At 59.1% G+C, this 12,652-nt stretch carries 9 protein-coding genes; 3 read left to right on the top strand and 6 right to left on the bottom strand.

Translation table 11 applies throughout. From position 1 onward, the window contains the following. Window positions 1-72 precede the first annotated feature (72 nt). A complete protein-coding gene (locus C8K66_RS31125; RefSeq protein WP_256350977.1) occupies window positions 73-207 on the top strand; it encodes a hypothetical protein in 135 nt (44 codons plus the stop codon). Between the two features lie 51 nt (window positions 208-258). On the opposite strand, the gene C8K66_RS00995 is transcribed toward C8K66_RS31125, so the two are convergent. The 4 genes from C8K66_RS00995 to C8K66_RS01010 form a co-directional block, all read right to left on the bottom strand. Then, entirely contained in the window at window positions 259-5,250 is a 4,992-nt protein-coding gene (locus C8K66_RS00995; protein WP_108524053.1) for a glycosyltransferase family 32 protein, read from the bottom strand. Window positions 5,251-5,509: 259 nt separating this feature from the next. Next, window positions 5,510-6,073: a GNAT family N-acetyltransferase gene (locus tag C8K66_RS01000; RefSeq protein ID WP_046383356.1), complete on the bottom strand. Its 564-nt coding sequence runs from the start codon at window positions 6,071-6,073 to the stop codon at window positions 5,510-5,512. A 103-nt stretch (window positions 6,074-6,176) separates the two neighbouring features. Continuing rightward, entirely contained in the window at window positions 6,177-6,950 is a 774-nt protein-coding gene (locus tag C8K66_RS01005) for a helix-turn-helix domain-containing protein (protein ID WP_256590878.1), read from the bottom strand. 173 nt (window positions 6,951-7,123) lie between these two features. After that, window positions 7,124-8,047, bottom strand: a complete 924-nt coding sequence (locus C8K66_RS01010) for a universal stress protein (protein ID WP_046383358.1) — start codon at window positions 8,045-8,047, stop codon at window positions 7,124-7,126. 243 nt (window positions 8,048-8,290) lie between these two features. On the opposite strand from C8K66_RS01010, the gene C8K66_RS01015 reads away from it, so the two are divergent. Both C8K66_RS01015 and C8K66_RS01020 read left to right on the top strand, forming a co-directional pair. Further along, entirely contained in the window at window positions 8,291-9,364 is a 1,074-nt protein-coding gene (locus tag C8K66_RS01015; RefSeq protein ID WP_090234857.1) for an NAD(P)-dependent alcohol dehydrogenase, read from the top strand. Between the two features lie 12 nt (window positions 9,365-9,376). After that, window positions 9,377-10,615 carry an MgtC/SapB family protein gene (locus C8K66_RS01020; protein ID WP_108524054.1) on the top strand — a complete coding sequence of 413 codons (1,239 nt, stop codon included), beginning with the start codon at window positions 9,377-9,379 and terminating at the stop codon, window positions 10,613-10,615. 7 nt (window positions 10,616-10,622) lie between these two features. Here C8K66_RS01020 and C8K66_RS01025 read toward each other — a convergent pair whose 3' ends face one another. Together C8K66_RS01025 and C8K66_RS01030 are read right to left on the bottom strand one after the other, a co-directional pair. After that, window positions 10,623-11,987: an ATP-binding protein gene (locus C8K66_RS01025; RefSeq protein WP_046383361.1), complete on the bottom strand. Its 1,365-nt coding sequence runs from the start codon at window positions 11,985-11,987 to the stop codon at window positions 10,623-10,625. Next, window positions 11,984-12,646, bottom strand: coding sequence for a response regulator (locus C8K66_RS01030; protein WP_108524055.1), 663 nt, complete (start codon window positions 12,644-12,646; stop codon window positions 11,984-11,986). The genes C8K66_RS01025 and C8K66_RS01030 overlap by 4 nt, the downstream gene beginning before the upstream one ends. Window positions 12,647-12,652 lie beyond the last annotated feature (6 nt).

The raw sequence follows: 12,652 nt of genomic DNA on the forward strand, positions 1-12,652 counted from the left end.
GGGCCTCATCTTGACGCAGGCCGCGTTCTTCAAAAGAGCTACGCTATGTCAAGGCGATCAGAGGAGACGGTCATGTCAAAAGATTCGGAAGAAGACCTCAACGACCCCGGCAACGAAGACCCGGGGTCGCTGATGGATGATGCAGAAGTGCCGCTCAAGGAGCCGGATGACGCCGCGGACCCTGGCAGCGGTGAACATCAAGACTGATTGTTCATACTTTGCCAGCGTTGGCCGGCTGCCGGTATGAGCATTAGTTGATCATGTTCCTATCCAGGAGTGTTCGGCGCCAATCCTTATCTGGAGTTGGTGAAGAAGTGATAGGTAGTGCTCCTTCATCTTTTTTATCTGATTACCCAGCAGGTCCGGCGGAGTAATACCCTTGCTCGCATAATATTGGCGCGCTTCACGTTCAATATCGACTATCGGTCCGGATGAGACCAGCTTACCGTCGACAATCTTCGATTCTTTAGCCAACCCATCGAGGCCCAGATGGTACATGTCAGGTCTTTTTGACTGGAGCACGTCATCAAACATTGTTGGGCCTACCGTCTCGAAAATCTTACTTTCGTAGGTGCGAAATTCAGAGGTGTATTGGATTTCCCCTCCGGGGCCTCTGGTGACGGTGGGGCGGTTGCTTTCAAAGTAAGCTTTGTTAGCGGAAAATCGCTTATTCATCTCCGCGATCATATCGTTAATAACCGGATTGCCAGGCTGTGTCGCAAAGTTACTGGTGTTGTAGAAGGGTTTGTAGTCCGTAATAGTATGGGCGACGGGTCTGTTAAGCAGAATGTCGCTGGAGCCCGCCTTCAATGCGGTAGCGCCAATATTGACTGGAATCGCATCATCGGTGTCGAGGTAAATGCCTCCGTATTTATTCATCAGTGGGTAACGGGCGACATCCGAAGTGGCGGCGAGATTTTTACCTTGCCCCTGTCGAAAATAGTTGTACATTTCAGTGTCTTTCAATTGTTTGAAAAAATCGTCCTCGTGCAGATTCATGACGCTTAGGCCAGGCGCTTGAGTGTGCAATTTGCTTTTGATTTTTTCGAACATCGCCGGGCTGTCCGCATCTACATGGATAATGGATTTATACCCAGGTGCATTGGCAGAGTTGTTGGCGATGTTTTCTATCAGGTTCGGCGGAATGTCACTGCCGGCCCAAAAGTAGTGAATCTGTTTGGGGATAGGGTGAGCATCTTTTGGAACCCGTAAAATTGTCGGAGGGGAAACATCAACATATTTAAACGCGCGGGCATCGACTTTTTTTGCGTGTTTAAACTCACTAAACGTTCCCCGTTGCCATTTTCCTTTGCCACTCCTCCAGAAGTAATCCTGATCTTGGGCACCGCTTGCTGGTTTGAGGTTGCTGGATTTCCACGTACCGGCATAGATGTTGAAGGTGACATCATGTTCTACGCCCTTGTGGTTCAGCGAATAGGGGCGTGTCGGGTTTCCCGTCAGGTGGATATCGTCCAGCGGGATTAAGTAGGTATTTTCTCCGGGGTTCCAGGGGTTGCCGCCCGCGCCCCCCAGGAGGCGGTCGGTTCTGGAGAGTGGTTCCCATCCGGAAAGCCCCAGATCCCTGACCGGTAGGTCAGGCCCAGTGCGCGTCGGATGCCGGATAACTCGCTGGCCATCCTTGAGGTGTGACTCATAAAACTTATCATCGATTTTTACATATTCTTTTTTACTGCGACCCACGTACACATTGGACTGTAAGCCTTTTGTCGATAACTCTTGGGGCGCAATGTACTTGACCTCATAGCCCAACAAATCGGCGTCCATCGACCTCACGTCACCATTGGCCGCGACCCGGCTCGGTTTGAAATCTGTCAGCGGCGGGCCGAAGGCACGTTTATTGATCGCGTCGTAGCGATGCCAATTACCTTGAAACAAAACCACGTTACCTTCGACCGTCTCTTGCCCCACGCTGAATGTGCCGGTTGCTGCCACGCCGTGCTGCTGACTGGCGGTCTTCACCACATCATTACTGCCGATCGAGTGCAGGCTATTGGGTTCATTCAACCTCGGCGTGTCAACGCTGAAATTGTCCAACGGCCTGCCGTATGCCTGCTTCGCGAGCGGATCGTAGGCGTACCACTTATTGGTCGCCTCATCGAATTTGCCCAGCGCTTTGCTTTCGCGTGTGCCATTAGCTGTTTTGAGTGTGCCTTCGGCGACGTCGGTTTTTTTCGCCAATTCAAGTAGATCGACACCTCGGTAAGAGCCGCGCAGATGTTTGACCCCCTTGATCGCTGTGCTGACGCCTCGATGCAGGCCGTTCGCCACGCCACGAACCAGGTCGGCAACCCCGTCCAATGGATTGAGTGCGCCCACGGTCGCGCGCCCTATAATCTTGGCGACCTGACCAACCTTGGCAACTGTCGATGCGCCGGCCGCCGCGACTTTCGCGCCTTTTGCCGCGGCTCCCAAGCCGACGGCGAAACCAAAGATATCGAAGGCAAGATCGACAACGCCCCCACCAACATTGCCGTTGGTAAAATTAACAATGGCTGACCGTAACGGGATCAGGTTGAGCGCGATCTCCTCAACGGTCTCATGCAGCGGTACTTCAGAGTCAAAGGTGGTTCTGCCCTTGGCGTACTTCTCCACCGCAGGCAAGTTGATATCCTCTACCAATGCATCAACGATGTATTGGGTTCTAGCGCTACTGAAACTATTGGGTGCGCCTTGTGCATCTTTGTTTTCATGGGTTATCCCCGCTGCATAGTGACCTGCGGGTTTTACCTCATCAAAACGTTTGCCTGCTTTTATAGAATGAACCGTCGGCTCATAGTCCCGATAAGTCTTGTCCGGCAGCTTGGTCACCGTCCCTTTTAGTCGGTCGATTTCATAGCTCATGCGCTGGCCATTGCGCTCGGTCTCGACCAGCAGAACACCGTCTGAAACACGCCTGGGCTGATCGGCGCGGTGGAACGACATTTCTTTGCGGATTGTTATTTTGCCAAACTCCAGATTCTGCCGATCCTCCAGCGGCTGTTTCGAAATAAGGTGCTTGAGCTGCGCGGCGGTCGTTTTTTTGACGGCACTGGAGTAATCCGAGAACGTCTCGTTGAATATCTCCGTCGGGCGCGGTAGTTCGTTAAGCCGTTCCAGCACATCGCTAATGCTGAACCCGTCCGAGGAGGACACCCATGCGCTGGGACGACCGTCCGGCCGCAGAGTGACGCCGCCAAATGTCAGTAGGTTCACGAAACCACGGCCCGCTTCCCCCCAATTATCCGCTGAGTCCGGTGCGCCTTTGAGTCCTCGACCATCGATATACATGTCCAGTATCGAGTAAGGCCCGGGGAAGTGTCGGTTGGAAGGCTGCAGGGTGATAGTTTTTTCTTCGAACAGTTCCGGGTCGACGTGAGGCAGCGCTACTTTTAACTGTTCCAGCGCAATGCCCCTCGTCGTCGGCATTTGCCCGATGTGCGTTTGCGCAGCCTCTCTCAACTCTCGAATCTGCGCGCTGTAGGCCTCGCGGGCAGTCGTCATTGAGGCATCCGTCGACGGGTAATCCATACCGTTGGCAACGCTCCAGTGTTTGATTGCGTCGGTCTGGGCGACATATTCGACAGTGCGTTCGTCGTCAGAGATCGGCGCAACGCTGGCTTCGAGCATAACGTCGGCGTAGCTCATCGACGCCGTGTTTCCTGGCGCTTTCGCTTCGATTCGGGCAACCGCCGTGGCAAGACTGACCCAGCTGTGGGTGCCCACGACGACGCCTTCCGGGATGTCCTTGATCAGGAATTCCGGTGCCCGGCTGGCCAGTAACAGGTGAGCCTGAATCGTGGCTTTTTCCGGGGATGAGGCTTTGCCTTTGGCGACCAGGTGATCCTCCAGCTCCTTGACAACCGTCGACGGTGATTTGCCCGAGTTCTCCGCCGAGACCAGCCGATAGCCTTCAATTTGACCAGGGGCTTGGTGATCGACGTCGTCGCCAGAGACGCTGGCGCTTTCGCTGTTCATGGCCGTGAGCAGCCAGTCAGAAGCACTGCCTTTGACACCCCGCGTCTCGAACGCAGTTTGAATGGCCTCACCCAGCGCCTTGCCTCTGGGCGATGTGATCCAGGTATCGATCAGCCGTCGCGGGTTGCTCTGTTCCGCCGCGGAAATTGTCCTGCCGCTCAGCAGGTAGTCCAGGACATTTTTTGACGGTCCTAAGTCAATATCGCCAATTTTGCCCGTACCAATATCTGCCTTCAGCTGTTGCAGGTCTCCCTGATCCAGCGGCACAGGCCAAGCCAGCGCTCCGCCGAGGTTACCGTGTGCCGGCATCTTGGGCGCCGGGGTTGAGAGGGCGGTTGCGAGGTTCTCCAGCTGTTCGTGATGGGTGGGAATATGCCAGCCATGATCTTCCAGGAATTGCACGAGGCTGACCCTGTTCGATTGGCTAGCACTGATGGGTTGGTAGGTGCTCGGGGAAGATAGAGAGAGCGTCCGCTTCTTCAATTCGCCCGGGATTTGCTCGGGATTGCGGATGTCCACGGACTTTGCCAGGTGCCGCAGCTCGTTGATGGCCTCATAGCGATTCAGCACATCGCCCACCGTGGCTTCCTGTTTTTGGAGCGCGTCCGCGCTACGCGATTCAATCAAGCCTGCCGCGCTGCTCGGGTCGAGAGGTGAAAAACCTTGATCCCGGTCGAGCTCTTCAGCGCGCCTGCGCATCGCCGGCCCTGTAAGGTCTTGCCGCTCTTGATAAAACCGCCCCACCATAAACCAAGGTGCGGATTCACTGAGATCACTTGCTGGCGGCGTGAAGGCCGTATCCTCGTGGCCCGCGTTGATCACACGCGCGGCCTGGAGGATGGGGCCGCTGATCGCGCCCCAGCGCCTGTCGTCTTGCCCGACGGTATGCAGTTTCTGTTCGGGATCAACCGAAGGCTTGAGCTTGAAGGTGATCGTTCCCGATTCCGGTTTGAGTGTTATCGACTCAGCATTAATACCTTTGTCACGCATCCACTGAACGACGTCAGGTGATCGAAAGGCGGCACGCAACTGCCCCCACCACCGACCGAATGAGGAATCGGCAGGTATCGGGCGGATGTTGATATTGCTCTCGCGATTGGCCGCCAGCAGCAACGCAGTACTGTATTCGGCCGCCAATGCGCGATCGCCTTCGGTACGAGCGTCGCCTGCCGACTCGGTGGGGGCAGGGGCTTCGCGTTTGTGTCTGGCGAGTGGCAGGTGGGATAGGGCGAATGGCTGGGGTTGTGCGGTGATGTGCGTGGAAACACTGGTCATGAGGTCTGTCGCCTGAGGTTACGAGATGACGCCAGGGGGGCAGTGCCCGTGGCATTAACCGTGTGTAGCGACAGAAGCGGTCTTGATTCCTTCGTTCAGCCAAAACACCGTTACCTGGTATTGCGCAGTGCCAGGCGCAGGTGCGGTTCACCCTGCTTACAGGCGTTCGCGCAACAGACGTTTTCGGTTCGGTATGAATACACTCAAACGAGTGTATGGAAGGCAAGGGCGGCGCGCCGCCCTTTTACCGTGCTGCTACTCAGAGCTTCACGCTGCTGATCACTTGGGTAGCGTCATCCGGATTGGTGACGGTGTGGAAGCCCAACGCGTTGGTCAACTCACGCAACGGGGTGTTGCTCGCTTCATCCACGGTGTACATCGACGTGAAGTTGTTTGCTTTCGCCGCGGTCATCAGGTGTTGCATCAAAATGTGCCCAAGTCCCAGGTGCTGCCAAGGGTCCGCCACGGTGACCGCGCATTCGCATTCGTGCTCTTTGGCCGCGGCATAGCGCGCAACGCCGATTTCGATCAGTTTGCCGTTGTCATGCACCAGGGCAATAAACGCCACGCGTTGCTGATTGTCGACATCCATCAATTGATCGAGCAGGGTCTTGCCGGGCTCGTTGATTTCGCCGAGGAAGCGCGCGTGCCGGGACTCGCGGGACAAGCTCTTGATGAAGTTATATTCGCGGTCCCGGTCTTCGATTCTCAGCGGGCGCACCAGCACATGGCGGCCGTCATTGAGCTTATCGATCCAGTGCGGTTCCGGGCTTGTTTTATAGGCGATGGCGGCTTGTCTGTTGTGCTCTTCGACGGTAAGCATGGTGTGAGCTCCGAGGTTTGGGGGCGACAGGAGCGGCCCCCTGTTGCTTCGGTTCTACGCCTTTGCCGACAGATAAAGCTGATTTGGATCAGATGAGGCCCTGTTACTCGGGACCATGCCGATGACAGCCGGATATGAACGTCTTGAGTTTCGCCAGGTCGAGAATCTCGACATTGCGTGCGCTGATATGCACCAGGCCCAGTTTGCGTAACTGCGCAATGCTGCGGCACACCGTCTCCAGGCGCAGGCCCAGATAAGAGCCGATCTCTTCTCGTCTCATGCGTAATATAAAAGATCGCGATGAATAACCACGCGTACTCATACGCATTGATATATTCAATACAAATGCACAAAGCCGCTCATCGGCGTTCATATTACCCATTTGCAATAACATACCGTGATCACGCACAATTTCGCGGCTCATGATTTTGTTCAAGTTATGTTGCAACGACGGTATTTGACCGGCCAGTCGCTCCAGTTGGTTGAAGTGCAGAGGGCACACTTCGCTGTCTTCCAGCGCAATCGCGTTGCAGGCATGGGTGTCGGCACTGATGGCGTCGAGGCCGAGCATTTCCCCGGCCATCTGGAACCCGGTGACTTGCTCGCGACCATCCATGGACAGTATGCAGGTCTTGAAGAACCCGGTACGCACGGCGTAAAGCGAGCGTAACGGATCGGCGGTGCGATACAGCGAAGCGCCTTTTTTGACTTTGACGCGTTGTGGAATCAATGTGTCCAGGCGACCCACTTCGATCTCGGTCAAACCCAGGGGTAAACACAACTCTAAAACGCTGCAGCTCGCGCAGGTTGTTTTTAAATGTTGGACTTGTACAAGAACTGGAGTTGACTTCATCACAAAAGCCTCTTGCACACACATATATATTCCTCCTACTTAACATCCAAATATTGGAGAAAGATAGGTGCATGTTTCATATATTTGACCGCTGATCGCTTTCGAGTGTGATGAGTCTCGTTATGCCCCCTCAATGAATGCCTTTGACATGCCCTCGCTGCGAGTGTGCAGCGAGGGTGTGCATACGATTGCCGCGCTCAGTCGAGCACTTCCGGTTTAACCATCCACACGCTGCAGGGCATTTTGTACAGCAGCGTTTCGGCGGTACTGCCGAGCAGGCGCGATAGGCCGCGATGACCGACGCGGCCCATGACGATCACATCGACGTTGTAGGCATCGGCATAGCTGGACAGCACTTTCGCCGGGTTACCCAAGATCATATGGCGCTGCGCTGGCGGAATACCGTTGCGCGCGGCCAAATCATTGAAGGCCTGCCCCTGTTCGTCGAACAACCGTTTGGCGGCCACCGAAGAGAAGAACCCGGCACCGCTGCCGAATCCATACTCCTGAGCGCCGAGATCGGACAGGTCATGAGCATAAATCACCTCGACCTCGGCATCGCAGGCTGTCGCCAGTTTGACGGCTTCATGCAGGATGCGGTCGTTAAGGCTGTCGTAGTGCTCGTCGTGATGGAACGGGTCGACGGCCGCCACGATCTTGCGCGGTAACGCATGGGGCGCACCGCTGACAAAATGCAGTGGCACCGGGCATTCGCGAATCAGATGGACGTCCAGCGGCGTAAACATCAAGCGCGACAGCAGGGACTCATGCTCCAGCGCCTTGATCACCACGGCCATGGGCTCTTCCTTAAGACGAATCAGAATCTCCTGCAGCGGGCGCTCCACCCACGCCACTTCGGTGGTGACGGTCAGGCCGAGGTTGCGCAAGGGCCTGGCCTGATCCTCCAGCCACTGGTGATGGCGCTCTACATAGCCAATTCGCATCTGTTCCAGGGCCTGCTCGTTGACCAGGCCGGCGGTAGCCAGGCCTTCCAGGTAATCGAAGGCGAGGATGTGCAGCGCGGCGCCTTCAGCCTTGGCCAGGGCGGCGGCCCGGTCGAAGGCGGGGCTGTGTTCCATCAGTGGCGAAACCAGCAGTAAGAAACGTGCTTGAGCAGACATGGGCAATCTCCCTTGGGTAACCAGCAGATAGCATCGGGCAATGATACTTACTCTAGATCATGGCGCCGGGCGCCGGCGCCGGTTTGACTTGCATCAAGTCGCCTTGAGCCAGGGCACGCTCAGCGACATCCGGCCGGGTGTCTCGATCAATCAGAGGATTGTTGATAATGATCAACCCCCGTGTTGTCATCGCGGTGCAGTCTGGATGTCATTCAGGCTTTTCCAGACGCAGGAGGTCACGCCGTGGCAACCATGAGAGCAGCTGTCTTCGTTGAAAAAAACCGCATCGTCCTCGACGACAAACCCATCCCCGAAGTCGGCCCGCTGGACGCGTTGGTGCGTATCACCACCACGACCATCTGCGGCACCGACGTGCATATCCTGCGCGGTGAGTACCCGGTGGCCAAAGGGCTGACCGTGGGCCATGAACCGGTGGGCGTGATCGAGCGGCTGGGCTCCCAGGTGCGTGGTTTCGTTGAGGGGCAGCGGGTGATCGCCGGCGCCATCACGCCCAGCGGGCAGAGTTATGCCTGCCTGTGCGGCTGCGGCTCCCAGGACGGCCCCGACACCCGGCATGGCTTTCGCGCGGCCGGCGGCTGGAAGTTCGGCAATACCATCGACGGCTGCCAGGCCGAATACGTGCTGGTCCCCGATGCGCTGGCCAACCTGTGCCCGATTCCCGATGGGCTGAGCGACGAACAAGTGCTCATGTGCCCGGACATCATGTCCACCGGCTTTTCCGGCGCCGAGCGCGGTGAGGTGACCATCGGCGACACCGTCGCGGTCTTCGCCCTCGGGCCGATCGGCCTGTGCGCGGTGGCGGGCGCCCGGCTCAAAGGCGCGTCGATGATCATCGGTGTCGATGGCGTCAGCGAGCGCATGAACGTCGCCCGCAGCCTGGGCGCCACCCATATCGTCGACTTCAAGAAAGGCAATGTGGTCGAGCAGATCATGACCATCACCGACGGCCGTGGGGTCGATGTGGCGATCGAGGCCCTGGGCACCCAGGGTACGTTCGAGTCGGCATTGCGCGTGCTGCGTCCGGGAGGGCGGGTCTCCAGCCTGGGGGTCTACTCCAGCGACCTGCGCATTCCCTACGACGCGTTCAGCGCGGGCTTGGGGGATTACAGCATCGTGTCGACCCTGTGCCCTGGCGGCAAGGAACGCATGCGCCGTTTGCTCGCCGTGGTGGCCAGCGGCGGGGTGGATCTGTCGCCCCTGGTGACGCACCGTTTCAAGCTCGACGATATCGAGGCCGCCTATGAGCTGTTTGCCCATCAGCGCGACGGTGTCATGAAGGTCGCGATCACGCCCTGAAGGCGCCTGTAAATGACGCAAACCCTCGGGCTGGCCGGTGCCGCCGCGGCGCTGGGCATCGGCATGCTGATCGGCCTTGAGCGCGAACGCCACAAGGGCCAGGGCGAGTTGCGCGCGTTTGCCGGTTTGCGCACCTATTCGATTACCGCGTTATTGGGCTACGTCTCGCAGCAAGTCGGCGGTGGCCTGTTGCTGGGCCTGATCGCCGGGTGTCTGGCTGTGATCGTCAGTACCGCTTACTGGAAGAGCCGGGACAACGACCCGGGGATCACCAGTGAAGTGGCGTTGCTCACGGTGCTGCTGCTGGGCGCCTGGTGTGGGGTCGCTCCCGAACTGGCCACGGCCGTCGGCGTGGTGGTGGCCGGCCTGCTGGCCTATCGCGACAAGTTGCACAACTTTGCTCGCAGTCAATTGACCGATGTGGAAATGCGCGACGGCCTGTTGCTGTTGGTCGTTGCGCTGGTGGTCCTGCCGTTGGCGCCGGATCGCTTTATCGGCCCCTACGGCGCGCTGAACCCGCGCACCATCTGCACGCTGACGGTGTTGTTGATGGCGGTCGGCGCGGTGGGGCATGTGGCGGTGCGCGCGCTGGGACCACGTTATGGCTACGTCGTGAGCGCCATTGCTTCGGGGTTCGCCTCCAGTACCGTGACCGTTGCTGCCATGGGCCAGATGGTCGCCAAAGAGCCGGAGCACCTGCGCATCCTCGCGGCGGCGGCCATTTTCTCGAATATTGCGACGGTGGCCCAGGCGGCGCTGATCCTCGGCACCGTGGAACCGGCGCTGCTGTCGCAGATGGCCTGGCCGCTGCTCGCCGGGTTTGCCACCACCGCGTTGTACGGTGTGTGCCTGATGTGGCACGCGCCGACGGCGGCGGCCAGCCAAACCATCAAGGTGGGCGGCGCATTCGACCTCAAGCTGGCGCTGATCATGGTCGTGACCCTGACCGGCATTACCTTCTTGTCGTCGCTGATGCTCCATCACTTCGGCCAGGTCGGCGTGATATTGACTGCCACCCTGAGTGGCTTTGCCGATGCCCACGCGTCCATCGCCTCGATCGCGGCCCTGGCCACCAGCGGCCAGTTGTCCCTGGGGGCCGCGTCCATCCCGGTGTTGCTCGCGGTCAGTTGCAACGCGCTGAGCAAGTGCGTGGTGGCCGGGGTCAGCGGCGGTCGTCACTTCGCGGTGTATGTGATCGTCGGCCAGGTCTTGCTGGTCGGCGCGATGTGGCTGGTCACATGGGCCGGCTGATGCTCCGTCAGGCAGGGATTTCCAGGGTCGCCCGCAGGCCGCCGGCCGCCAGGTTTTCCAGGCTGACCTGGCCGCCCAGGCGTTGGGCGATGGTTTGTACGATGGTCAGGCCCAGGCCTGCGCCTTGGGCATTGCCACGGCTGTAGAAGCGTTCGAACAGGCGCTCGCGCTGGTTTTCGTCGATGCCAGGGCCCTGATCGTCGACGGTAAGGGCAAAACGCATGGCGTTCTTGCGCAAGCCCACGGTGATCACCCCGTGTTCCGGGGAGAAATTCGCGGCGTTGGTCACCAGGTTGGTCAGGGCGATATTGATCGCGGCGGTATCGGTATTCACCGGGCACGGGCCATCCTCGACGTCGAATACCAGCTCAAGGCCTTTGCTCAACAGCCACGGGGTCAACTGAATCAGGGTTTCGCGCACCGTTGTCGCCAGGTCGACGGCCTGCAGCGGCGGTTGCCCGGCGCTGGGCTCCAGGCGCGCCATGGTCAGCAATTGGTTGACCAGGCGGCTGGTACGGTCGACGCCGGCGATCAGAAAGGCCAGGGACTCGCGCCGTTCGGTTTCTGTGCCGGCTTCCAGCAGGTTCTGGGCATGCACGCGCAATACCGCCAATGGTGTACGCATTTCATGGGCCGCATCGGCAATAAAGCGCCGTTCGCGGCCGAGCATTTCCTGGATCTGCGCGAGCATGCGGTTGAGCGCCGCCTGCATCGGCTCAAGCTCCGTGGGCAGCGGCGTCAGTTGCATCGGTTCGAGCGAGCCCGAATGCCGCGCACGCAGGGTGGCGGCCATGTCGGCCAGGGGCTTGAGGCCCCAGCCGATCGCCAGCCAGACCATCGCCGCGAGAATCAGGCTGCCCAGCACGTTGGGCCACAAGGTATGCCGCACGATGCGTTGCACCAGGTCGGCGCGCACGTCGTCGCGCTCGCCCACCCAGATCCGCAGGCCGTTGTCCTTGTCCTTGAGCACAAAGCCGCGCCATTGACGGCCGTTCAGGTCTTCGACGTTGCTGAAGCCCGGCTGGGTGGGCGCGGGGACAAATGACGGGGCGCTGGCGGTGAACACCAGCAGTTCGCCCTTGGGGTTCCACACCTGGAAGGCGACTTTGCTTTCGTAGGGGTGCCCATCCACCTTGGGCATCGCTTCGCCCAAGGCTTTGTTGAACGCGCGGTACAGGTCTTCCTGGTCCTGGCTGGCCAGCGGCATGCTCATCACGCCCTGGAGCAGGCGGGCGTTCTGCGCCAGTTGCGCGTCATAGACTTCGGCGATTTCGTGATTGCTGTCATGCAGGTTGAGCGCGCTGATCAGCAGCAGGCCGACGAGCAGCAGGCCGATGATCAGGGTCAGGGTTCGCCGTCGTATAGAAGTCATCCGCGCTCCTCAACCAGATAGCCGACGCCGCGAACGGTGCGGATCAGCTCGCTGGAGAACTTCTTGCGCAGGTGATGGATATGCACTTCCAGGGTGTTGCTTTCAGCTTCTTCGTTCCAGCCGTAGAGCAACTGCATCAACTGGTCGCGGGTCATGACGCGGCCCGGTGGCGACAGCAGTTCGTGCAGCAGTTGGTATTCCTTGGGGGTGAGCAGCACCGGTTCGCCGTGGTAGCTGACCTGTTGCGTGCTCGGGTCCAGGCAGATGCCCGCGTGTTCGATCATCACCCGTGCGCGCCCGGCGCTGCGGCGCAGCAACGCGCGCAGGCGCGCCTTGAGTTCGGCCAGGTCGAAGGGCTTGATCAGGTAATCGTCGGCGCCGGCGTCCAGCCCGGCGATCCGGTCTTCGGTGGCATCCCGTGCCGTGAGGATCAGCACCGGCAGGTTCGAGCCGCTGTCGCGCAAGCGGCGCAGCACCTCCAGCCCATCCATGCGCGGCAGCCCGAGATCGAGCACCGCCAAGTCAAAGGTTTCGCTGAGCAGTGCATGTAATGCACTGCTGCCATCTTTGAGCCAATCAACGGTGTAGCCCTCTCGCACCAGCGCCTGGTGAATACCTTCACCCAATGCTTCGTCGTCCTCGATCAGTAATAGGCGCACGCGGAC

This window comes from Pseudomonas sp. GV105 (assembly GCF_003058185.1).
In the GTDB taxonomy this organism is placed as follows: Bacteria; Pseudomonadota; Gammaproteobacteria; order Pseudomonadales; family Pseudomonadaceae; genus Aquipseudomonas; species Aquipseudomonas veronii.

Excerpts from the sequence above, each read along its gene's own strand:
- C8K66_RS31125 (WP_256350977.1), top strand. The coding sequence starts at position 73 with ATGTCAAAAGATTCGGAAGAAGACCTCAACGACCCCGGCAACGAAGAC.
- C8K66_RS00995 (WP_108524053.1), bottom strand. The coding sequence starts at position 5,250 with ATGACCAGTGTTTCCACGCACATCACCGCACAACCCCAGCCATTCGCC.
- C8K66_RS01000 (WP_046383356.1), bottom strand. The coding sequence starts at position 6,073 with ATGCTTACCGTCGAAGAGCACAACAGACAAGCCGCCATCGCCTATAAA.
- C8K66_RS01005 (WP_256590878.1), bottom strand. The coding sequence starts at position 6,950 with ATGTGTGTGCAAGAGGCTTTTGTGATGAAGTCAACTCCAGTTCTTGTA.
- C8K66_RS01010 (WP_046383358.1), bottom strand. The coding sequence starts at position 8,047 with ATGTCTGCTCAAGCACGTTTCTTACTGCTGGTTTCGCCACTGATGGAA.
- C8K66_RS01020 (WP_108524054.1), top strand. The coding sequence starts at position 9,377 with ATGACGCAAACCCTCGGGCTGGCCGGTGCCGCCGCGGCGCTGGGCATC.
- C8K66_RS01025 (WP_046383361.1), bottom strand. The coding sequence starts at position 11,987 with ATGACTTCTATACGACGGCGAACCCTGACCCTGATCATCGGCCTGCTG.